The organism is Flagellimonas aquimarina (assembly GCF_003149745.1).
Classification (GTDB): domain Bacteria; phylum Bacteroidota; class Bacteroidia; order Flavobacteriales; family Flavobacteriaceae; genus Flagellimonas; species Flagellimonas aquimarina.
The window spans coordinates 732,776-754,040 of sequence record NZ_QGEG01000002.1; the positions used below are offsets into that span (position 1 = coordinate 732,776).

General features: G+C 37.1%; 22 protein-coding genes. 6 read left to right on the forward strand and 16 right to left on the reverse strand.

Features of this window, described 5'->3' with window-relative positions:
• Window position 1: 1 nt before the first annotated feature.
• From DKG77_RS10120 to DKG77_RS10160, 9 genes are all read right to left on the reverse strand, one after another.
• On the reverse strand, window positions 2–2,224 hold the full coding sequence (locus DKG77_RS10120) for an NADP-dependent isocitrate dehydrogenase (RefSeq protein WP_109662661.1): 2,223 nt from the start codon (window positions 2,222–2,224) through the stop codon (window positions 2–4).
• A 626-nt stretch (window positions 2,225–2,850) separates the two neighbouring features.
• A complete protein-coding gene (rplS, locus tag DKG77_RS10125; RefSeq protein WP_109662663.1) occupies window positions 2,851–3,201 on the reverse strand; it encodes a 50S ribosomal protein L19 in 351 nt (116 codons plus the stop codon).
• 128 nt (window positions 3,202–3,329) lie between these two features.
• Entirely contained in the window at window positions 3,330–3,566 is a 237-nt protein-coding gene (locus DKG77_RS10130; RefSeq protein WP_165819378.1) for a hypothetical protein, read from the reverse strand.
• A gap of 89 nt (window positions 3,567–3,655) precedes the next feature.
• Entirely contained in the window at window positions 3,656–4,330 is a 675-nt protein-coding gene (gene trmD / locus DKG77_RS10135) for a tRNA (guanosine(37)-N1)-methyltransferase TrmD (protein WP_109662667.1), read from the reverse strand.
• Window positions 4,331–4,361: 31 nt separating this feature from the next.
• Window positions 4,362–4,811, reverse strand: coding sequence for a GNAT family N-acetyltransferase (locus DKG77_RS10140; protein ID WP_109662669.1), 450 nt, complete (start codon window positions 4,809–4,811; stop codon window positions 4,362–4,364).
• 13 nt (window positions 4,812–4,824) lie between these two features.
• Window positions 4,825–7,242 carry a TonB-dependent receptor gene (locus DKG77_RS10145; protein ID WP_109663730.1) on the reverse strand — a complete coding sequence of 806 codons (2,418 nt, stop codon included), beginning with the start codon at window positions 7,240–7,242 and terminating at the stop codon, window positions 4,825–4,827.
• A 153-nt stretch (window positions 7,243–7,395) separates the two neighbouring features.
• A complete protein-coding gene (locus tag DKG77_RS10150) occupies window positions 7,396–8,001 on the reverse strand; it encodes a tRNA (guanine-N1)-methyltransferase (protein WP_109662670.1) in 606 nt (201 codons plus the stop codon).
• 109 nt (window positions 8,002–8,110) lie between these two features.
• On the reverse strand, window positions 8,111–9,559 hold the full coding sequence (locus tag DKG77_RS10155; protein ID WP_109662672.1) for a glyceraldehyde-3-phosphate dehydrogenase: 1,449 nt from the start codon (window positions 9,557–9,559) through the stop codon (window positions 8,111–8,113).
• A 130-nt stretch (window positions 9,560–9,689) separates the two neighbouring features.
• Window positions 9,690–11,081 carry a trypsin-like peptidase domain-containing protein gene (locus tag DKG77_RS10160; RefSeq protein ID WP_109662674.1) on the reverse strand — a complete coding sequence of 464 codons (1,392 nt, stop codon included), beginning with the start codon at window positions 11,079–11,081 and terminating at the stop codon, window positions 9,690–9,692.
• Window positions 11,082–11,214: 133 nt separating this feature from the next.
• Here DKG77_RS10160 and dapF point away from each other — a divergent pair, with 133 nt between their 5' ends.
• The 4 genes from dapF to DKG77_RS10180 all read left to right on the forward strand — a co-directional run bounded on the left by dapF (window position 11,215) and on the right by DKG77_RS10180 (window position 14,355).
• A complete protein-coding gene (gene dapF, locus DKG77_RS10165; protein WP_109662676.1) occupies window positions 11,215–11,991 on the forward strand; it encodes a diaminopimelate epimerase in 777 nt (258 codons plus the stop codon).
• Window positions 11,985–12,518 carry a GNAT family N-acetyltransferase gene (locus DKG77_RS10170; RefSeq protein WP_109662678.1) on the forward strand — a complete coding sequence of 178 codons (534 nt, stop codon included), beginning with the start codon at window positions 11,985–11,987 and terminating at the stop codon, window positions 12,516–12,518. The genes dapF and DKG77_RS10170 overlap by 7 nt, the downstream gene beginning before the upstream one ends.
• Complete coding sequence (gene mltG / locus DKG77_RS10175) at window positions 12,508–13,551, forward strand: endolytic transglycosylase MltG (protein ID WP_109662680.1); 1,044 nt, start codon at window positions 12,508–12,510, stop codon at window positions 13,549–13,551. Before DKG77_RS10170 ends, mltG begins: the two co-directional genes overlap by 11 nt.
• Window positions 13,552–13,710: 159 nt before the next feature.
• Window positions 13,711–14,355, forward strand: coding sequence for a lysozyme family protein (locus DKG77_RS10180; RefSeq protein WP_109662682.1), 645 nt, complete (start codon window positions 13,711–13,713; stop codon window positions 14,353–14,355).
• A gap of 48 nt (window positions 14,356–14,403) precedes the next feature.
• Here DKG77_RS10180 and DKG77_RS10185 read toward each other — a convergent pair whose 3' ends face one another.
• From DKG77_RS10185 to dnaA, 3 genes are read right to left on the reverse strand one after another with little or no spacing between them, the layout of a single operon-like run.
• Window positions 14,404–15,132 (reverse strand): SAM-dependent methyltransferase, encoded by a 729-nt coding sequence (locus DKG77_RS10185; RefSeq protein ID WP_109662684.1) that lies wholly within the window; start codon window positions 15,130–15,132, stop codon window positions 14,404–14,406.
• Window positions 15,133–15,136: 4 nt separating this feature from the next.
• On the reverse strand, window positions 15,137–15,589 hold the full coding sequence (locus DKG77_RS10190; RefSeq protein ID WP_109662686.1) for a low molecular weight protein-tyrosine-phosphatase: 453 nt from the start codon (window positions 15,587–15,589) through the stop codon (window positions 15,137–15,139).
• Between the two features lie 13 nt (window positions 15,590–15,602).
• The gene (gene dnaA, locus DKG77_RS10195; protein ID WP_109662688.1) at window positions 15,603–17,027 is read right to left on the reverse strand and encodes a chromosomal replication initiator protein DnaA; all 1,425 of its coding nucleotides are present in this window, start codon (window positions 17,025–17,027) and stop codon (window positions 15,603–15,605) included.
• Between the two features lie 205 nt (window positions 17,028–17,232).
• Between dnaA and DKG77_RS10200 the strand changes: the two genes are divergently transcribed.
• On the forward strand, window positions 17,233–17,631 hold the full coding sequence (locus DKG77_RS10200; RefSeq protein WP_109662690.1) for an acyl-CoA thioesterase: 399 nt from the start codon (window positions 17,233–17,235) through the stop codon (window positions 17,629–17,631).
• Here DKG77_RS10200 and DKG77_RS10205 read toward each other — a convergent pair.
• Genes DKG77_RS10205 through ribD form a run of 4 tightly spaced genes read right to left on the reverse strand, consistent with a single transcriptional unit; the run spans window position 17,628 to window position 20,749 of the window.
• Complete coding sequence (locus DKG77_RS10205; protein WP_109662692.1) at window positions 17,628–18,239, reverse strand: IMPACT family protein; 612 nt, start codon at window positions 18,237–18,239, stop codon at window positions 17,628–17,630. The two genes, DKG77_RS10200 and DKG77_RS10205, sit on opposite strands and share 4 nt — an antisense overlap.
• Window positions 18,239–19,102 carry an EamA family transporter gene (locus tag DKG77_RS10210; RefSeq protein ID WP_109662694.1) on the reverse strand — a complete coding sequence of 288 codons (864 nt, stop codon included), beginning with the start codon at window positions 19,100–19,102 and terminating at the stop codon, window positions 18,239–18,241. Before DKG77_RS10210 ends, DKG77_RS10205 begins: the two co-directional genes overlap by 1 nt.
• Window positions 19,102–19,704: an HAD family hydrolase gene (locus DKG77_RS10215; protein WP_109662696.1), complete on the reverse strand. Its 603-nt coding sequence runs from the start codon at window positions 19,702–19,704 to the stop codon at window positions 19,102–19,104. The genes DKG77_RS10210 and DKG77_RS10215 overlap by 1 nt, the downstream gene beginning before the upstream one ends.
• Window positions 19,697–20,749, reverse strand: a complete 1,053-nt coding sequence (gene ribD / locus DKG77_RS10220) for a bifunctional diaminohydroxyphosphoribosylaminopyrimidine deaminase/5-amino-6-(5-phosphoribosylamino)uracil reductase RibD (protein ID WP_109662698.1) — start codon at window positions 20,747–20,749, stop codon at window positions 19,697–19,699. The genes DKG77_RS10215 and ribD overlap by 8 nt, the downstream gene beginning before the upstream one ends.
• A 29-nt stretch (window positions 20,750–20,778) precedes the next feature.
• On the opposite strand from ribD, the gene DKG77_RS10225 reads away from it, so the two are divergent.
• Entirely contained in the window at window positions 20,779–21,264 is a 486-nt protein-coding gene (locus tag DKG77_RS10225) for a GNAT family N-acetyltransferase (protein WP_109662699.1), read from the forward strand.
• Window position 21,265 lies beyond the last annotated feature (1 nt).

Sequence of the window (21,265 nt, forward strand, 5' to 3'; positions counted from 1 at the left end):
ATTACGCTATGGTATTCAGGATTTTGTTGAATGTTTCGCTCGGCCTCATTGCTTTGGAGGATAGATTGGCATCTGGCAAATAATAGCCACCAATGTCAACAGGAGAACCTTGTGCATCTATCAATTCTTGAGCAATTTGACCTTCATTTGATTTTAATGCTTCAAAGACATTGGAGAAGGTGGATTTTAATTCTTCATTTTCGTTCTGAGCTGCAAGTTGTTCTGCCCAGTACAAGGTCAAATAAAAATGACTGCCACGTGTATCCAACTCATTTACTTTTCTTGAAGGTGATTTGTCATTGTCCAAGAATTTTTCGGTTGCTTTGTCCAAAGCCTCCGCAAGAACCATGGCCTTTTTGCTTTCATTTTTTTCACCGTAATGCTCCAAAGACACTCCAAGTGCCAAAAACTCGCCTAGAGAATCCCATCTTAAATGTCCCTCTTCCAAAAATTGTTCTACATGTTTTGGTGCAGAACCACCTGCTCCAGTTTCAAACAATCCACCTCCATTCATTAATGGAACTATTGATAGCATCTTGGCGCTTGTACCTACTTCAAGTATTGGAAACAAATCGGTAAGATAATCTCGCAATACATTTCCGGACACTGAAATGGTGTCTTTCCCTTCTTTTATGCGTTGTAGAGTAAATTTTGTTGCCTCTATTGGAGATAAGATCTGTATATCCAGTCCTTTGGTATCATGGTGAGCAAGATACTCATTGACTTTAGTGATTAATTCGGAATCATGAGCCCTGTCCGCATCCAACCAAAATATAGCAGGTGTATTTGTAGCTCTTGCCCTAGATACGGCAAGTTTGACCCAATCTTGAATTGGAGCATCTTTTACCTGGCACATTCTCCAAATGTCACCTTCTTCCACCCTATGTTGAATCAAAGTTTCATTATTGGATGAATTGACCACTCTAACCGTTCCTGCTTTTTGGATTTCAAAAGTTTTGTCATGTGAGCCATATTCTTCCGCTTTTTGGGCCATAAGACCTACATTGGGCACTGTGCCCATTGTTGTGGGATCAAAAGCCCCGTGTTCTTTGCAAAAATCTATGGTAGCTTGATAAATGCCTGCATAGCTGCTATCTGGGATGACGGCTTTGGTGTCTTGAAGTTTTCCATCTTTATCCCACATTTTACCAGAATTCCTGATCATTGCTGGCATTGATGCATCAATAATGATATCACTGGGAACATGAAGGTTGGTGATTCCCTTATCAGAATTCACCATGGCCAAATCTGGTCCGTTTGATATGGCCTCGCTTATGGCGTTTTCAATTTCTTTGCGTTTATCAGACGGTAATTCCTCAAGTTTGTCAAAAAGAGTTTCCAATCCATTATTGGGATTGATGCCCAATTCTTCAAAAGTACCTTTGTACTCTTTAAACAAATCTGAAAAATAAGTTTTAAGCGCGTGCCCAAAAATAATTGGGTCGGAAACCTTCATCATGGTCGCTTTAAAGTGCAGCGAAAGTAAAAGATTATCTTTTTTTGCATCAGCAACTTCTTTTTTAAGAAAGTTTACCAGTGCATTTTTGCTCATAACGGTGGCATCAATTACTTCATCTTTTTGAAGGGGCACACTTTCTTTAAGAACCTTTACAGTTCCAACAGAATCTACCAATTCAATACGGACATCACCGGCAGATTTCATTGTCAACGATTTTTCGTTGTTTTTAAAATCCCCTTCGGACATGGTAGCCACATGGGTTTTGGACTGTGAAGACCACTCACCCATACTGTGTGGGTTTTTTTTAGCGTAATTTTTTATTGCTTTAGGAGCTCGTCTGTCTGAATTTCCTTCACGAAGAACTGGGTTTACTGCACTTCCCTTTATTTTGTCGTACCTAGATTTAATGACTTTTTCTTCCTCGGTTTTGGGTTCATCTGGATAGTCTGGCAGTTTGTATCCTTTTAGTTGTAATTCTTCAATGGCTTCTTTTAGTTGTGGTATGGAAGCACTTATATTGGGCAACTTGATAATATTGGCCTCTGGGGTCTTTGCTAAATCACCTAATTGGGCCAAATCATCCGATATGTGCTGCTCCTTACTTAAAAACTCTGGAAATACAGCGGCAATTCTACCAGCAAGAGAGATGTCTTTAGTTTCAATGGTAATGTTGGCGGTTTCTGTAAATGCTTTTACAATTGGTAAAAAGGATAATGTAGCCAAGGCAGGCGCTTCATCAGTTTTTGTATAGAAAATCTTAGCCATCTAGGTGTTTTTATTTGAGCGGAGCAAATATACAATTTATGGCTGTTGCGATACTAAGCGATTATGCTAAAAGTGTGATTTTGGAAAGAATATATATAACAAAAGCCATATCTATGTGTGAACATCGATATGGCTTTCTGAAAAGAACTAAAAGATTTTACTTTGTGTTGCCACAAAATTGCAACCATTGATTGCATCCGTTGCTCTTTTGACGTTTACTCAACACTATGTTTCTAATTTTTCAACTAAACAACATTTGTGTAAAGTGGTCCAATAGTTTCCTAAATCTTATCAAAACAGGAAATTGCTCTCCTGTCCGCACATAAAATTCATTATTTCTCTTTAAGGTCCACCTAAGTTTTCCAGAATTCGAAATTCCTTTTGTGATCAGTAGTGTTACCAATTAAAAGGGAAACATCAGTTTTAAAGAACGTCAACTTTAAAATAGAAACTTGATTTTGATATAATCTCCTTCTTATTTCTTGTACTAAAGTATAATAAAGTTGTAGATATCCAAATTTTGTAATGGATTAAAAATCAACAATGTATGAACTACAGTTATTAACAATTGTTCATAAAAAAAGCGCCTGTTCAGGCGCTTTTTTTTATTGTTTTGAGATTTGAGATTACCCTCTAACCTCTTTGATACGTGCTTTTTTACCGGTAAGTCCTCTAAAATAGAAGATTCTAGATCTACGCACCTTACCTTTTTTATTGACTTCAACTCTTTGTAGAGCTGGCATGTTGATTGGAAAAATCCTTTCTACACCAACAGTACCTGACATTTTTCTGATCGTGAAAGTCTCTGTAGCACCAGTTCCTCTTCGTTGTATTACAACTCCCTTGAAAAACTGTGTACGTGTTTTTTCGCCTTCCTTAATTTCATAATAAACAGTGATGGTATCACCTGATGAAAATTTTGGAAATTCTTTTCTTGGAACAAATTCGTCTTCAACAAATTTTATTAAGGATTCCATTTTATTCTGTTTTTTAAACGTTTAACAAGACCAACTTTCACGAGTTTCGTCAGAGGTTGATTTTGAGATTGCAAAAGTAATGCAATATTTATAAATAACAAGGTGTTTTTTACTTTTTGAAATGTGAATTAAACAGCAGTGGATTTTCTGAGATGCCTTACTGCAAATAAAAGAAGCCCCAAAGCAAATAGAATATAAGGTATAGCTCCTAAAATGCTGATAATCTTTGTGGCTTGTACTAGGGACTCTGCGCCATTATATGCTGCAATTCTATTCCAAATAATACTACCCACAGAAAAGAGCAGGGTTAAAATACTTGCGGTCAACATTAAAATGGTGGCACTGTTTTTTTGCTTAATCAGCATAATGATGCATGCGGTTATTACTGCTAAATGGGAAATCCCATGTAATAAGCCACCTATTATAAAATGTATATATTCATTATTTTCCATAACTATTCTAATAAATCTGGTCTTCTTTGTGTTGTTCGTTTTATTGCCTGCTCTTCACGCCACTTTTCAATCTTTGGAAAATCACCGCTCAATAATATCTCGGGAACTTTTGATCCCTTATATTCCGAAGGTCTGGTGTAAACGGGAGGTGCCAATAGATTATCCTGAAAAGTATCTGTTAGCGCAGAAGTCTCATCATTTAATACTCCAGGGAGCAACCTAATAATGGAATCGCACAACACTGCAGCCGCCAATTCGCCACCGGAAAGCACATAATCGCCAATAGAGATTTCTCTCGTAACGAATAGATCACGTACCCTTTGGTCCACACCCTTATAATGACCACATAGAATGATCAGATTGTTTTTAAGGGACACCTCATTGGAAATAGCTTGATTTAATGTGCTGCCATCTGGCGTCATGTAGATTACTTCATCATATTCCCTTTCTTTTTTGAGTTGAGAAATACATTTGTCTATTGGCTCTATCATTAATACCATTCCTGCTCCGCCCCCAAACTGGTAGTCATCTACTTGTTTATAGTTGCCTATGGAGTAATCCCTAAGATTATGAAAGTGAACTTCTACCAAGCCTTTTTCAATGGCTCGCTTTAAAATTGAAGCTTCAAAAGGACTTTTTAGTAATTCTGGTAAAACTGTAATAATGTCTATCCGCATGGCTTGTAAAGAAAGTTGTCAAAGATAGCGGTTAATTTATGTTGGTATTCTTCCAGAAGAAATGAAAATAATCATCATCCTTTTGCCAGCCCAATCGTTCGTATAAATTTTTAGCGGGGTTGTCAGTGGCCGTCTCCAACGCCAGTCCTTTGTAACCTTGTTTTTGACAAAAAGATTTGGCATGGTTCAACAATGCTTCACCTATTCCTTTTTTTCGAGATTCTTGAGAGACGAATAAGTCATTCAATATATAGAAAGGTTGAAGGGATACAGATGAGAATGTTTTATAAAGTTGGGTAAAACCAACGGCCATGTCTTTCTCTAGCGCCAAAAATATAACGGTTTCATTATTTAAAAAGCGTTTTTTTAGGAATGTACGAGAAGCGTCAATATCCGTTGGTTGCCCATAAAACATTCTGTATGAATTAAATAAAGGTGTAACAAGCTCTATATCGGATAGAGTGACATTTCTAATCTCCATAAGGCAAATGTAATTAATTCACTCGTCTACGTTCGTCTTCAGAACCTGTTCCCCTTTGCCTTGCAGATCTAAGTTTATCATTTCCAAAACTTCTGGAATAGGTTAGTAGAAAAGTTCTATTGCTAAAGTCAAAGGTGTTTTTGGTGTTTAAATTTTGCTCGGGTATTTGTGTTCTGCCGGTAAATTCAAAAGAATCCCATACATCATTTACTGCAAACCTAAGTGTTCCCCATTTGTCACCAAGTTTTTTTTGAAACCCTATGTTCATTCCAAATACGGGATCAAATTTCCTTATCCCAAATAGACTGGCCCCAAAATAATTCATATTGATTTCTGAACTGAAGGTTTTGGTAATGGTAAATGAATTAGAAGTGTTGGCCCTAAAGGTATTTTGTTCAAAACTGAAAGGAACATCTTGAAGCAATGCACTTACTTGCGTATTCACATATATAAAGTTATTCTGCATTTTCCACCAGTTGGTTATGGTGATGGGCAATCCCAAGGTCACGGTGAACAACTTGGTTTGGTCATTATTGGCCGCTTCAAAAAACAACCTTCCCGTAGCTTCGTCAAAACGTTCCTGAAAACCAGATATGGATTCGTCTTCCACCGAATATTGAAAGGAAAGGAGAAGGGATTTATAAGTGGCATCAAACTTTACTGAATTGGATGTAGCTGGCTGTAAAGCAGAATTACCTGATAAGAACGTTGTGGGATCTATGAAAATTACAAATGGTGCAAGATTATTGAATGTTGGACGGGTAATACGTTTTGAGTAAGAAAGGTTGAAACTTAAGGTATCGTTCACCATATGTGAAATGAACACACTTGGGAAAAGATTTCCAAAATTTCTGTCCACAACGCGACCTTCAGTTTCTGTGTCAAGCTCAGAGTCGGTATGCTCATATCTAAGACCAAGCTTCATGCTGGTTTTTTCCGTTAGCTTGTAATCTATAGAAGTATAGGCGGCCAGTATTTGCTCATTAAGGATGCTCTTGTTGGTCAGCGTTGGGTCTTCAATAAAACTTTGTCCGTCAAAAGTGGCGACAGAAACATCGTTTTCAAAATCTGAAATCACTGCTTTGACACCGGTCTCCAATTTCAAATCTTCATTTAACTGATTGCTATAGTCAGCCTTACCAACGGCTATGTTTATTGGTGTTGTTTTGTCACTAAGAGTAAGTTCTTCACGAAGAAAGTTGTTGTCTCCGTCAAAAAAACTATTGGTGTAATCTGTTGGGTTTTCGTCATAGTAATGCAGGTAATCCAGGTCTACACTTATAAATTCATTATCGGTGAAATTATGTTTTAGATTGATATTGGAGTTAAAATGTTGCCATTGGTTTCGTTCTGTATTTATAAGTTGTACAAAGGAAAAGGGGATACCATTCTCCGTTTCTCTACTATCATTGACTGCATCCATGGTCCATTTGTTATCATAGGCTCCAACAAGAACCCCTAAGACTGTTTTATCAGAAGCTTGATAATCCAAGCCTAACCTAATATTATGATTGCGCTGTCTTGGATTACGATCGGAAACGGTTGCCAAATTGACAATATCACCTTGTTCATTTGTAAAGATTCTTGAAAAGTCAAACTGTTGGCCTTGTGTATCTATCAGAAAAGAATAGTTTCCAAAAAGATTTATCTTGTTTTTTCTGTAGTTAAAGCTGATGTTATCCGAAGTGGTTTCACCATTACCTACTCCTCCAGAGATGGAGTAGGTGCCGTTTAGCCCTAAATCTGTCCGTTTTTTAAGTACAATATTTATGAACCCTGCATTGCCCTCTGCATCAAAATTTGCTGGTGGTGTGGTTATTAGCTCAATACTTTCAATATTGTCAGAACTCATGCCTTCAAGCAATTGGACAATGCTTTCTTGGGGCATATAACTTATTTTTCCATCAATCATTACAACAACACCATTTTTCCCCGCAAGAGATATGGCACTGTTTTGCCTGTCCACAATAACTCCTGGTGAGCGCTCCAAAACTTCTAAAGCGGAACTGCCCGCAGATACAATACTGTTTTCAACATTGATCACCATACGATCAATTTTCTGAACAAAAATTGGTTTTGTGGTCTGCACCACAACCTCGTCCAACTCCACGCCCTCATTTAGGGTTAAGGTTGAAATTGTAAAAGCGGTATTTTCTTGAAACGTGAAAACCTCAGTGGATTTAGTGGAAAAACCGACCATGCTCGCGGTCACAATGTAGTTGCCTGAAGTTACTCCTTCAAACTCAAAAGCTCCTGAATCATTGGTAATGGCTCCCTTAACCAAAGTGGAGTCTGTTGCGGTTTGTAATAGCACGTTGGCAAAGGCTAGCCCATCTCCGTTACCATCGATTATTCTTCCATTTATTTCTTGAGCCTTCACAAACAGGGCAATAAGAAACAATGGGATAAAAGTTAGTTTTCTTTTGTCCATGTTTTTTGATTGATTATTTACCATTTAGCAATAGCTGGTAAATGCAAAAGTGAGATTTTGGGCAGTAAATGGAACTTGTTGATTGAAAGTAAGTTCCTATTCTTTAGGGAATTTAAAAAAAAAGCTTCCAAAAACGGAAGCTTTAACAATTATTTATTTTTTATTCTTGTTCAGTTCATCTTGAAGCTGACGGCTAATTTTTTGTTCGCGTTCCAAAGCCCTTCTTCTATGATCTTCATATTCCCTTTCCACATCGGCCAGAGCGGTCTTAGCTTGATGTGTTAAAAAGTTGCTATTTCTAAACCTATAGATGAAGAAAAGTAAAAACAACAATAGCCCAAGGATGATGGACCATAAGATAAGTTTATAGGTTCCTTTGCCTACCATTGCACCAAAAAAGGACATGCTATCTTTTTCGTCAGTAACGTTCTTTAAATTATTGGTGGTTTCCTGAAGTTTGGCATTTAGACCATCTATCTCTGATTTGTTTCTTGCTATTGTTGCTGACAACTCTTTTATAGAGGCATTGGCATTGTTGATAGAATCAAATATGTTCGTCTTAATCTTATTAAGGTCGACCAAGCGTATTACTTCATATCTAATGCCATTTGCCCTGTAATTACCAGACTTCCTTTCCAGTTCTCGAAATTGACCTACAAGGGTCTCATCGTTATTTGATGTGGAATTCTGTTGTTGTGCAAAAAGCGAAATAGAAGTTGTTAGCAATGCAAGGGTTAAAAAAACTTGTAATCGTTTCATGGTCAATATTCTTATTAATTTAGATTAAGGGTAGGGCGAAATTACACCAATAAACTAAAAATCAAAAGAAAAACCTTTTGATGGGTTATATCTATCCAATAATTTGGTTCTAATAATAGGTATAGCGTCTTACTTTGGCAATGTATTTTGCAAGTCTAATAACCTGATGGGAATATCCATATTCATTATCATACCAGATATAAAGCACTATACTTTTCCCATCGGCAGAAACTAAAGTTGCCTTACTATCATAAATTGATGGTGCCGAGGCCCCAACAATATCAGATGATACGAGCTCATTGCTTAAGGAATATTGTATTTGCTCAACCATATCACCTTCAAGCGCGTACTTCTTTAAAATGGTGTTTATACTTTCCTTAGACGTTTTGTTCTTTACCTCCAGATTTAATATTGCCAGAGAGCCATTTGGAACAGGAACACGGATAGCGTTCGAGGTCAATTTCCCTTTTAACGACGGCAAGGCCTTTGCAACAGCGGCTCCAGCACCAGTTTCGGTAATAACCATGTTTAATGCCGCAGCACGTCCTCTTCTATATTTGCTGTGCATATTATCCACTAAATTTTGGTCATTGGTATATGCGTGAATGGTCTCTAAATGACCCTTTTTTATTCCTAGAGAATCTTCTATTACTTTTAAAATAGGGGTAATTGCATTGGTAGTGCATGATGCGGCAGAAAAGATTTTGGTCTTATCTGGATCAAATTCGGTATGGTTTACTCCATGTACTATATTTGGAACCTCTTTTCCGGGAGCGGTTAATAAAACTCTGTTGGCTCCTTTGGCTTCTAAATGTCTGGATAATGCTTTTTTATCCCTAAAGGCACCAGTGTTATCAATTATTAATGCATTATAAATACCGTGTTTTGTATAGTCTATATCTTCAGGCTTGGCCGCATTGATAAACTTAACAGTTGTACCGTTTATTATAAGAGCTTGGTTCTCGGTATCCACATCAACAGTACCCATGAATTGACCGTGTACAGAATCTGTCTTTAGCAATGCGGCCCTTTTTTCCAATATTTCTTCAGTTGCTTCACCTCTCACGACAACAGCTCTAAGCCTTAATTGACTGCCTCTGCCCGTTTTGGCCATAAGCTCTCGTGCAACCAACCTTCCAATTCTTCCAAAACCATAAAGAACCACATCCTTTGGTTTTATTTCTTTTGTTGACTGAGCATCTTTGAGCTTTTCTATTACAAAAGCTTTTACATTAAGGTGAGTGTTATCATCTGAGTGATATTCATAAGTAAGCTTTCCAATATCTAGTTTGGCAGGCGGTAAATTAATATCATTGATGGCACGTAGAATCTCAACAGAATCAAAGATCGATATTGGTTTTTGGACAAATTCGCCTGCATATTCATGTAAATTGATAATATCACTTACATTTTTGTCTATGATTTGATTTTTGAAAAGGACTACTTCAATGGCCTTGTCGTACCAAAGATCACTAATAATTTTAATGAACTCTGTGGTTGCTTTTCTTCTATCAGCTTGGAAAGCAAGTTCTTTTTCGTAAGACTTAATATCACTCATGGATTATGGTTGAATTGTTGTTTTTAAATTCTCGGCAAAATTAGATATTTCAAACGTTTTCGTAAAGGATTTTTCAAATAAAAAAAGCACCTTTTTCAGGGTGCTTTTTTTGATGTTTTGTCGATACTTTTTATTGAAGGATAAGGCGTTCTTTTTCTCCTTTTTCATTAATCATGGTGAAGCTTGTTCTACCGTACTTGGCAATTTCACCAAAAAGAGCTTTAGCATCATTAATGTCTTTTATCTCTTTATCATCTACCTCGGTGATTACCTTGTTCTTTAAATTATACCTGCTGTAGCCTTCTGGCACATCTATAATTTTAACTCCTTGCTTTACTCCAAAGGTCTTTTTGTCTTCCTTCGTCAAATTTTTGACCATGAATCCAGTAGTGGGCAAAACTATGGTTTGCTGTTTTTTAAGTGTTACTCTTTTAGAAACTCGTTTGCCATCCCGATCAACAACCACCTCTACAACATCACCCGGTCTTTTTGAAGAAAGATATCCTGTAAGTTCAGAAAATTTTCTTACCAAAATATTGTCTACTTGTTTAATAACATCTCCAGTTTCTAGTCCCGCTTCTTCGGCTCCAGAGTCTTCGCTAACTTGAGATATATATACTCCTTCTATTTCATCCAATCCAAGTTCCATTGCTTCTCTGGAGTTTATGTTAGCCGCTGAGATACCCATTAAACCTCGCTGAACATTTCCAAATTCCATTATGTCTTCGACGACTTTTTTTGCAATGTTACTGGGTACCGCAAAAGAGTAGCCCACGTAAGACCCGGTCTGGGATGTGATAGCGGTATTGATTCCAATCAGGTCCCCATTGGTGTTCACAAGAGCGCCACCGCTGTTTCCAGGGTTAACTGCTGCATCTGTTTGTATAAAGGACTGATTTCTCCCAAGAGATCGGGCCTTTGCACTAACAATTCCAGCTGTTACTGTTGAGGTAAGACTAAACGGATTTCCTACAGCAAGTACCCATTCACCAATTTTAGAGTTGTCAGAATCACCAAAAGCCAGATAGGGGAGTGGCCTATCTACATTTATCTTTAAAAGAGCTATGTCCGAATCAGCATCTGCACCAATGACTTCAGCTTCATAAGTTCTTTTGTTGTTCAATGTAATCTCCAATTGACTGGCCTGCGCAATTACATGATTGTTAGTGACAATAAAGCCATCAGGAGAGATGATAACCCCAGAACCTGTACCAATTTGAGGAGTTTGCTTGCGTTCAAATCCATAAAAGAAATCGGAAAGGCTGTTAGAACCTTTATTGATTGTTAAGTTTTTTACATGTACTACGGCATTTACCGTTTTTTCTGCGGCAATGGTGAAATCAACCTCATTGATTCCTGCTCCTCTTGCAGAAGTAGATATGCTGCTCGTGCTCAAGAACGGAGTTTCTTGATTTGTAGCGACCCATTTATACGTATCTTTTTCAAAAAACAATTTATAAGCTCCTAAAGTAATTGCACCAGCAAACAGTGATACAATGAACAAACTGGCTATTCTTTTCATAATTCAATAATAATTTAACATTAAGCTTTAACAAAATTAGGCGAATTCGTTTTTAACATAATCAGTTTAACTCGTTTTTAACTACAAAAAATTCCTTAAAGAATACTCTATATTTGTTCCTTTGCAAGCAATTATGGTACTACAATTTTTTAAATATCAAGGAACGGGAAATGATTTTGTGGTCATTGACAACAGACTGGAACTTTTCCCCAAAAACGATACCAAATTGATTGCCAAACTATGTGACCGGAAATTCGGTGTAGGTGCAGATGGCCTTATTCTGCTTGAGGATGATGCAGAATCTGATTTTAGAATGGTGTATTTTAATGCAGATGGTGGGGAAAGTAGCATGTGCGGTAACGGTGGTAGATGTTTAGTGGCGTTTGCAAATTATTTGGGTGTCATTGATAAGGAGACCACATTTAATGCAATTGATGGATTGCATTATGCTACAATAGAGGATGATATAGTAAATCTTAAGATGCTAAATGTCAGTGAAATAAGAGAAAAACTTATGTATGTTTTTTTGGATACAGGTTCTCCACATCATGTTCAACTGGTTGAAAACTTGAAAGATTTAAATGTAAAATCTGAGGGTGAGAAATTACGCTATGGCCTTTATGGAGAATCTGGCAGTAACATTAACTTTGTAAGACAATCGGACAAGGACTCTTTTGATGTAAGAACTTATGAGCGAGGGGTGGAAGATGAGACATTGTCTTGTGGAACAGGAGTTACGGCTGTTGCCCTGGCAATGCATAAACAAGGAAAAACAGCATCCAACAGGGTGAGCATCAATACCCAAGGTGGTGTTTTGACCGTCGAATTTTTGCAGCAAAATGGAGGGTACACCGATATTTTTTTAAAGGGACCAGCCAAGCAGGTTTATAAAGGAGAGATTGAATGTTAAGCTTAAAAGGAGAGCAAATTTATCTAAGGGCTTTAGAACCAAAAGACTTGGATTTTCTTTACCAGCTGGAAAATGATACCGCCATATGGGAAATCAGTGGTACCATAAAACCTTATTCAAAAAAAGTATTGCAGCTCTATTTGGAAAATTCTCATAGAGATATATATGACGTAAAGCAGTTACGGCTATGCATATGCAACAAGGATGATCACTGCATTGGTTTAATTGATTTGTTTGATTTTGATCCAAAGAACAGAAGGGCGGGCATTGGTGTTGTAATTGCCAATACTGAAAATAGAAATAAAGGTTTGGGTGCAGAAGCTATATCCCTTCTTTGCAATTACGCTTTTACAACACTGGACCTTCATCAGTTGTACGCTAATATACTTGAGGGAAACGATGCAAGTATACATCTATTTGAAAAACTGGGCTTTAGTAAAATAGGAGTAAAAAAAGAATGGATCAGAACCAATAGCGGTTTTAAAAATGAGATAATTTTTCAAAAAATAAATTCCAATGTATCTTAAAAAAGTACTTTGGGCAGCTGCCCTTCTTGGTCTTTTGATTTGTGGCTTTATGGCCTATCAGATTTACAGCGCCATTTTTAGTCCAAACACTCAATTTAATAATGACGAAGCATTTGTCTATGTACGCTCAGATGCTACTTTTTCAGAGGTAAAAACGAATCTAGCCCCTCTGCTCAAGGATTTGGGAACATTTGAATCTGTTGCAGAACGTAAGGGATATGTTAATAATGTCAAAGGTGGCAAATTCTCCATCCGAAAAGGGATGAATAACAATGAGATCATAAATTCCCTTCGCAGCAATAATATTCCCGTTAAGGTATCATTCAATAATCAAGAATCTTTAACTGCATTGGCAGGCAGGATATCTGAACAGATTGAAGCGGACAGCCTTTCACTTTTACAGGCTTTTAATGACGCCGAATTTCTTAGCGATTCCAAATTTGATGATGACTCAAAATTGGGAATGTATATTCCAAATACCTATGAGTTCTTTTGGAACACCAGCGCACAAAACTTTAGGGATAGAATGTTGAAGGAATACCAGCGGTTCTGGAACGATGGTCGATTAGAAAAAGCTAAGAACCTTAATCTTTCACCTTCTCAAGTCACTTCCTTGGCGGCTATTGTCCAAAAAGAGACCGTAAAAGCTGAAGAACGGCCTAGGGTGGCGGGTGTTTACCTAAATAGAATAAAAAAAGGGATATTATTGCAGGCAGACCCCACTGTGATCTTTGCCATTAAGAAAGAAACCGGCAATTACGACACTATTATTAAAAGAGTATTGTATCGAGATTTGGAAATGGATTCCCCTTATAATACCTATAAGTACAGTGGAATTCCTCCCGGCCCTATTACCATGCCGGATATTTCCTCGGTGGAAGCCGTTTTAAATTTTGAAAAACATGATTACCTGTATTTTGTAGCGGATGTTTCAAACTTTGGCTATCATATGTTTGCCAAATCATTGGCACAACATAACCGAAATAAGGCACAATATATCCGATGGCTCAATGCCCAAAAAATCCGTAGATAATACTCCTTGTCGTTTATTTTCAGCGCTTTAACGTAATTTAGGCGTCATTTAAGAAAAACTTAAGAGCTTTATAAGTGTTAAGATAAAGTCTCCCCCTATATTTGCCGATCAAATTTAATTTCACTGCTTTAGAGCATTGAAATCTTAAATATGTGAGTTATGAAAAGATGGATAGGTTTTATTTTGCATCTTGCCATGATTGTAATTTTGACAAGCTTTGGCACATACACTGTAACTAAAAAGCTGGACTACAAAGTTCCAGATTCGTTGAAAGTAAAAACGAGTTTTGAACCTTTCGTTCTTCAAGAATCATTTGATACTTTGGATGGAACTTTGATTACCCCTCCCTTTTTAGGAAATGCTTACAATGGTTTTAAAGAGGCCTTGGCCTTTAAAGAATCACAGGGAAGGTATGGCGTTGTTAACACTTTTGGATACCTTGGAAAATACCAATTTGGATTGGGCACCTTAAACTTGATGGGAGTCTATGACTCTATGGAATTTCTAAATGACCCGGCACTTCAAGAGAAAACATTTGAAACCAATATAGCACGTAACAAATGGATTTTAAGAAGAGACATCAAGCGTTTTAATGGAAAGCGCATTAGAGGGGTTCAAATTACAGAGTCTGGGATTTTGGCAGCGGCACATTTGGCAGGAGCAGGAAATGTAAAAAAATATTTACGTTCTTATGGAAAGAATGATGTAGCAGATGCATATGGTACCAGTATCTCTTATTACATTAAGAGGTTTGCGGGATACGATATTTCCCGAATTGAACAAAAGAGAAACGCGAAAGTGTAAATATTCTTTATAGATACAATTAAAAACCAGAACTTGATTCTGGTTTTTTTATGCCTGAATGATAAATATAGTGGGCCGTTTGTTTAGGTCAACCGTAATTTCGCCCCATTCGTGTACAGTTTTGGTTTGTATGAATTCTGTTGGTAGGGTAATATCACTGGCAATACAAAGTTTGGTGCTTTTATGAAGAACTCTTTTCAGTTCTAACAAAAGTTTGTCATTTCTATATGGGGTTTCCATGAATATTTGTGACTGCTCTTTTTCTCTTGAAAGCCGTTCTAGGTTTTTAATCATGGCCTTGCGCTCCGAAGTATCTATGGGTAAATAACCATTAAAAGCAAAGTTCTGTCCATTCATGCCACTGGACATCATTGCCATAAGAATAGAAGAAGGCCCTACCAGAGGAACAACTTGTATCCTTTTCTCATGGGCAGCCTTAATTACATCTGCGCCAGGGTCTGCAATACCTGGGCATCCCGCTTCAGACAAGACCCCTACATTAAACCCATGAATACAAGGGTCTAAATAAGTTGGTATTATTGCCGGGTCGGTAAATTTGTTCAAGGTTTCAATATGTAAACTCGGCTGAGCTTTACTGGGACTGATTTTTTTAATGAAATGACGGGCTGTCTTTTCATTTTCCACAATATAGTGGTCTGTGTTTTCAATTGTCCTTTTAATTGAAATAGGAAGCACTTCTAAAGGTGCATTGTCTCCTAATGTGGTAGGAATCAAGTAAACTTTACCCAAAACAAGACCTGGTTTTACCTCTTCCATTTAGTTAATTTAATTTTTTCGCAATTGCTTCGCAAGCTCTGTTGATCATATGGTATACCTCTTCAAAACCATCAGCTCCCCCATAATAGGGGTCTGGTACTTCATTGAACCCTAAATCTACTTCATCAAGCAACAATCTAACTTTTTTTTCATCCTTTTCACTACTTGCCAGATTTAGAATGTTTGTAAAATTATTCTTATCCATTGCATAAATCCAATCAAATTCTATGAAATCGTTTTTGGAAAACTGCCTACACTTTTGAGAACTAATATCAATTCCATGCTTTTGTGCTACAGCGATAGACCTTTTATCTGGCTGGTGTCCAACATGGTATCCTGCCGTTCCAGAGGAGTCCACAAATATGGAATTAGAGTCCACTTTTGATTTTAATATGCCTTCTGCCAAAGGTGATCTGCAGATGTTTCCTAAGCAGACCATTAAAACTTTGGTTTTCATGAAGCTAAAAAGATTAAGAGAATTTTTTGCTTAGGTCCTCAATGTATTTCCTGAACTGTTTATCGGTTTCGGCTAGGTTATCTACTGTTTTACAAGCATGTAGAACAGTGGCGTGATCTCGTTTTCCTATCTGAGAACCAATACTGGCAAGTGAAGCCTTTGTGAATTTTTTTGCAAAAAACATAGCCAATTGTCTGGCCTGAACAATGTGGCGTTTTCTGGTTTTTGATTGCAATGTGGCAACATCCATTTCAAAATAGTCCGAAACCACTTTTTGAATATAATCAATGGAGACTTCTCTTTTTGTGTTTTTCACAAACTTCTCTACCACCTGTTGTGCTAGCTCCAAAGTAATCTCACGTTTATTAAAAGAGGATTGGGCAATTAAGGAAATGACCGCCCCTTCCAGCTCCCTTATATTTGTTTTTATATTCTTTGCAACATGATCAATGATTTCTTCTGGCATTTCTACCCCATCACGGTACAATTTGTTCTTTAATATGGATATCCTAGTTTCAAAGTCAGGACTTTGAAGTTCTGCGGAAAGTCCCCATTTAAAACGTGACAATAGTCGTTGTTCAATATCCTGCATATCTACAGGTGCCTTATCTGATGTAAGGATAACCTGTTTTCCGTTTTGATGCAAGTGATTGAATATATGGAAGAAAACATCTTGAGTTCCAGATTTACCGGACAAGAATTGCACATCGTCGATTATGAGAACATCTATAAGTTGATAAAAATGGATAAAATCGTTCCTGGTGTTCTTTTTTACAGATTCAATATACTGTTGAGTAAACTTTTCTGCAGAAATATAGAGTACCGTTTTTTCTGGATACTTGTCTTTTATTTCAACTCCAATGGCATGTGCCAAGTGTGTTTTGCCTAAACCAACACCTCCAAAAACCAATAATGGATTAAAAGATGTGCCACCTGGTTTATTGGCAACTGCCATACCTGCAGACCTTGCAAGCCTATTGGAATCACCCTCTAGAAAATTCTCGAAATTATAATTTGGGTTTAACTGGGACTCTATTTTAATATTTCGAATACCAGGAATCACAAATGGATTCTTTAGTTCTGGACTTTTTGATGTAATTGGGACATCAAGTTCTTGAGGACCAACGGCGGTACGATTAGAACTTGGAATCTGTTCTGTGAACGGTTCCTTATTACCGTACTTATTTTCCATTTTAATGATGTAAATAAGTTTTGCGTTGCTTCCCAACTCTTTGGTAAGGGCTACTTTTAAAAGTTTAACATAATGTTCCTCTAACCATTCATAAAAGAATTTACTGGGAACTTGTACGCTCAGCGCTTTGTCTGTTAACTTGATAGGCTTGATAGGTTCAAACCAGGTTTTGAATGCCTGCGGTTGGATATTATCCTTGATAAAAGCCAAACAGTTGTTCCATACGGAATTTGCAGTAACACTCATAAAAGTTTTTTCCTTAGTTTTTGTTGGTTAGCTTTAAAGCTTTAGATTAAACACCTAAGGGGAATTAGATGCTTATTGGATGCGACAAATATGTGAACAAATCTTTGAAAAAAAAAATGATTTAGTGGTTGAATATTCTGTTTTTTTTTCGCATGTTTCCTTATTGTTAACCAAGCCTCTAAATATATAATTTTTCAGTTAATATATGAGATTAAATTCATTTTCTTTTAGGGTCCGTTATGGAGAAACCGACCAAATGGGTGTTGTGTACCACGGCAACTATGCACAATACCTAGAAATGGGCAGGGTAGAGTGGTTAAGAGCTTTGGGAGTAACTTATAGGAGCATGGAGGAAAATGGAATCATACTACCTGTAATTTCCCTACAAATAGACTATAAAAAATCTGCCCTTTACGATGATTTGATTACTGTAGAAACCATTATTAAAAAAGCTCCATTGGTAAAGATTGAATTCGACTATAAAATCTATAATGAAACTAGGGAATTACTGGCTGAAGCAAATACTGTCCTTGCTTTTATAGATAAGAAAACCAATAGGCCTATAAAATGTCCAGATTACATTCTGGATAAATTGGATTTTTAATCTCTTGATTGAACCATGACGTTTTGCATTTCATCGAACATTTGCTTGGTTTGAACTTCTTGACTCTTCCTTACCGAAATAAGAAGTGAACATCTCAGGTCCATTTTTTGCGAAAGAATGACAATCCCTTTTTGCTTAATAGAGCGCATTACCTTGTCCATTTCTGAATAATCAAAATCCAATTGAAAATTTGAATCTATTGTTTTTTCAATGATGACCGCATGCTCTAATGCCATTTGGGCAGAGGAGCGGTAAGCTTGAATAAGTCCGCCCACACCAAGTTTTGTTCCTCCAAATACTCTGGCAACGGCAACCAGAACATTGGTAACTCCAAAAGATTGAATCTGCCCATAGATGGGCATTCCTGCTGAGTTGTTGGGTTCACCATCATCATTTGCCCTATAGGTATGTGTCTTTTCTCCCAATTGCCATGCAAAGCATACGTGACCGGCGGCATGGTGTTTCTTGCGCAACGATTCTATGATTGGCTTAACGTCTTCTTCCGAAGAAATTGGGAAAGCATAGCCAAAAAATTTACTTTTCCTATCCTTAAATAGAATTCCAGCAGAAGGTTCTTCTAAAGTCTTATAAATGTCTTCTTCTTTCATTAGAACAAGGCTACTAGCATAATACTAACTATGGCCAAGACTATGCCGCCACAGTTTTTTAAACTTAGTTTCTCCTTGAAGATAATTATTCCGAGAAGGGTGGAGAGCATTACAATGGCTACATTGTTTAGTGTAAAAATGGCTGCACTATCAAAACCTTTGTTTTGAAGTGCTCTAATAAGAAAGAAAATAGAGAAATAATTGGGGACACCGAGCACAATACCGCCTGCAATATTTCTAAAATTCACTTTCGCAGGGTTTTTCATAGCCTTTATACCAATAAAAACAAATCCAGTAAGTGCTGCAAAACCAAAAACCATAGATGAAAAAATAGCAACTTCTTCAGGGTCTAAATGATTTTCTTGAAAATACTTCATGCAGATATCAATGATACCCGAGCCTAAAAAAACAAGTAATGGAAGTAACAAGGCCTTCTTGGATAGTACAATTGATTTTTCTTTCATTGAAGCAAAATAAACCGCAGCTAAAGCCAGTAGAATTCCAATTATTTGAAAAACGGACAAGGCCTCCTTGTAAAACATAACTCCGAAGACCACAGGCATAACCAATGACATCTTTGTTGCCACTGAAGCTACGGCAACACCCGCAACCTGAGATGCTCTGGCCATAAGATTGAAAACTATGATAAAAAAAACTCCAAGAGCCAGTGTGCCTAAAAACCATGACTTGTTTACAATTTCATTAAAGTTCACATCACCGTCATACAAAACAAGACCTACTAAAAAGGCAACAACGTAGTTGGTAATGATAGCATAAAGTGTTTGAATTTTATAGGTGCTGAACAATTTAAAAATGACAAAAATTAAACTGGAGCAAAGAACACTAAGTGCAAGGTTCAACATTATAAATAAGATTTTAATTGGGTAATATCTTCCTTGCCCACTTGAAGATTCCATGTATTGATGCCAAGAAGGGCCGCTGCTTCTGTATTTTCTGCAGTATCATCCACAAATATGGTTTCCGAAGCGTTTAGTTTGTTTTCAGCCAGAACAAACTCAAAGATTTCCATATCTGGTTTTCGCATTCTCATTTCATAGGATAGATAAAATACTTCAAAAGCATTCTTAAACCTATTGAACTTTTTGGTTCCCATTTGCTGTTTCACATATTCAATATGTATCTCATTGGTATTGCTTAAAAGAAAAAGGCGGTACTGATTTTCTTGCGCCAATGCTTCAATAAATTCTAATCTTCTATCTGGAAAATCCAATAATATTGCGTTCCATGCGGACACTAAATCTACCTTAGCCGCTGTTGGGAAATAGCCAGAGACCTCTTCTAGGAATTTGGATGAACTTAGTAGGCCCTTTTCATAATCCTTGAACAGAGTGTCCAAAGCTGGAGTTAGGTCTTTAAAACCAAATTTTTCCATGGCTTTGGGTGTAGCAGATTTGTCTAGATCAATGAAAATATCGCCAAAGTCCAGAATAATGTTTTTAATCATTTTCAAATATTGATAACGAGTCGGATAAAATGGGTTTTGTATCTAAAAGTCTTCCTGAAATTTTTGGCGCTGAAATTCCATTTTTAAAGGTGGTCGGGCCTTTAAAAATTCTTGCTTCATCCCATAGACCTTCATCAATAAAGGTTTGAAGCGTTTTTGAGCCACCTTCAATTAGCAAGCTTATGATTGAATGTTTATAAAGAGCTGAAAAAATCTGTTTACCAATGGGAATGGAGAAATCAATCAATTCATAATCAATACCATTCAAATAGTTGGATGGATCGGTAATTTGAGTAAATACTATTGTTTTTACACTAGTGTCCAAAACATGAAAATCAGAAGGAATCTTCAAATCTTTATCTATTACAACGCGAATGGGATGTTTTCCTTCCCAATTTCTTACCGTTAGTTTTGGGTTGTCTTCTAAAACAGTGTTTGTGCCAACCAAAATAGCCTGTTCTTCACTACGCCATTTATGGACCAGTTGTTTGGAGTACGTATTGGTGATCCATACCGGTTCCGGTGTCTTTTTCCTTACTTTGGCATCCGGGGCTATAAAACCATCTTGTGTCTCTGCCCATTTTAAAACAACATAAGGCCTCTTCTTCTCTTGAAAACATAAAAACCGTTTATGGTGAGCCCTGCAATCTTTTTCTAGAATACCAATAGTTACATTGCAACCAGATGCTTTCAGTTTTTCAATTCCTTTTCCCGCAACTTTATCATGTGGGTCTTGAAGCCCTATATAGACTTCAGGAATCTTGTGTTCAATAATAAGATCTGTGCACGGAGGGGTTTTACCAAAATGGGAACAAGGTTCCAAACTTACATAAAGTGTGGCCTTAGAAAGGAGCGTATTGTCTTTTACAGATTTAATTGCGTTTACCTCTGCATGGTTGCCGCCATATGGGCTGGTAAAGCCTTCACCGATAATTTGGTCTTTGTGAACAATGACACAGCCTACCATGGGATTTGGCGCTGTGGTTCCAATCCCTTTTTTGCCCAACTGAATGCACCGTAACATGTATTTTTCATGTATATTCACATCGCAAAAATAGAACAATAAAACACAATATGGGTGAAGCCATAATTAGAGAAATTACTCCAAATGACAATGCTCAGGTAGCACAGGTGGTGCGTAAAGTTTTGTTGGAAATGGGCGTTCCAAAAATAGGAACAGCTTATGCCGATAAAGCGTTGGATGATATGCATGGAAATTACAATAGTCCCAAGGCAACTTATTTTGTTATTGAAGACAACGGGCAAATTATAGGTTGTGCGGGAATTGCGCAATTGGATAATTACGAGGGCAATGTGTGCGAATTGCAAAAAATGTATTTATTGAAAGAAGCCAGAGGCAGGGGATTAGGTGCTAAAATGATCAAGGTATGTTTAGAAAGAGCCAAATCATATGGTTTTGATCAATGCTATTTAGAAACCATGCCTTATATGAAAGCTGCACAAAAACTATATAAAAACAATGGTTTTGAATATATAGATTCCCCAATGGGCGACACAGGCCATTACTCATGCCCAGTTTGGATGCTTAAAAAACTATAAT

Excerpts from the sequence above, each read along its gene's own strand:
- DKG77_RS10120 (WP_109662661.1), bottom strand. The coding sequence starts at position 2,224 with ATGGCTAAGATTTTCTATACAAAAACTGATGAAGCGCCTGCCTTGGCT.
- rplS (WP_109662663.1), bottom strand. The coding sequence starts at position 3,201 with ATGGAATCCTTAATAAAATTTGTTGAAGACGAATTTGTTCCAAGAAAA.
- DKG77_RS10130 (WP_165819378.1), bottom strand. The coding sequence starts at position 3,566 with ATGCTGATTAAGCAAAAAAACAGTGCCACCATTTTAATGTTGACCGCA.
- trmD (WP_109662667.1), bottom strand. The coding sequence starts at position 4,330 with ATGCGGATAGACATTATTACAGTTTTACCAGAATTACTAAAAAGTCCT.
- DKG77_RS10140 (WP_109662669.1), bottom strand. The coding sequence starts at position 4,811 with ATGGAGATTAGAAATGTCACTCTATCCGATATAGAGCTTGTTACACCT.
- DKG77_RS10145 (WP_109663730.1), bottom strand. The coding sequence starts at position 7,242 with ATGGACAAAAGAAAACTAACTTTTATCCCATTGTTTCTTATTGCCCTG.
- DKG77_RS10150 (WP_109662670.1), bottom strand. The coding sequence starts at position 8,001 with ATGAAACGATTACAAGTTTTTTTAACCCTTGCATTGCTAACAACTTCT.
- DKG77_RS10155 (WP_109662672.1), bottom strand. The coding sequence starts at position 9,559 with ATGAGTGATATTAAGTCTTACGAAAAAGAACTTGCTTTCCAAGCTGAT.
- DKG77_RS10160 (WP_109662674.1), bottom strand. The coding sequence starts at position 11,081 with ATGAAAAGAATAGCCAGTTTGTTCATTGTATCACTGTTTGCTGGTGCA.
- dapF (WP_109662676.1), top strand. The coding sequence starts at position 11,215 with ATGGTACTACAATTTTTTAAATATCAAGGAACGGGAAATGATTTTGTG.
- DKG77_RS10170 (WP_109662678.1), top strand. The coding sequence starts at position 11,985 with ATGTTAAGCTTAAAAGGAGAGCAAATTTATCTAAGGGCTTTAGAACCA.
- mltG (WP_109662680.1), top strand. The coding sequence starts at position 12,508 with ATGTATCTTAAAAAAGTACTTTGGGCAGCTGCCCTTCTTGGTCTTTTG.
- DKG77_RS10180 (WP_109662682.1), top strand. The coding sequence starts at position 13,711 with ATGAAAAGATGGATAGGTTTTATTTTGCATCTTGCCATGATTGTAATT.
- DKG77_RS10185 (WP_109662684.1), bottom strand. The coding sequence starts at position 15,132 with ATGGAAGAGGTAAAACCAGGTCTTGTTTTGGGTAAAGTTTACTTGATT.
- DKG77_RS10190 (WP_109662686.1), bottom strand. The coding sequence starts at position 15,589 with ATGAAAACCAAAGTTTTAATGGTCTGCTTAGGAAACATCTGCAGATCA.
- dnaA (WP_109662688.1), bottom strand. The coding sequence starts at position 17,027 with ATGAGTGTTACTGCAAATTCCGTATGGAACAACTGTTTGGCTTTTATC.
- DKG77_RS10200 (WP_109662690.1), top strand. The coding sequence starts at position 17,233 with ATGAGATTAAATTCATTTTCTTTTAGGGTCCGTTATGGAGAAACCGAC.
- DKG77_RS10205 (WP_109662692.1), bottom strand. The coding sequence starts at position 18,239 with ATGAAAGAAGAAGACATTTATAAGACTTTAGAAGAACCTTCTGCTGGA.
- DKG77_RS10210 (WP_109662694.1), bottom strand. The coding sequence starts at position 19,102 with ATGTTGAACCTTGCACTTAGTGTTCTTTGCTCCAGTTTAATTTTTGTC.
- DKG77_RS10215 (WP_109662696.1), bottom strand. The coding sequence starts at position 19,704 with ATGATTAAAAACATTATTCTGGACTTTGGCGATATTTTCATTGATCTA.
- DKG77_RS10225 (WP_109662699.1), top strand. The coding sequence starts at position 20,779 with ATGGGTGAAGCCATAATTAGAGAAATTACTCCAAATGACAATGCTCAG.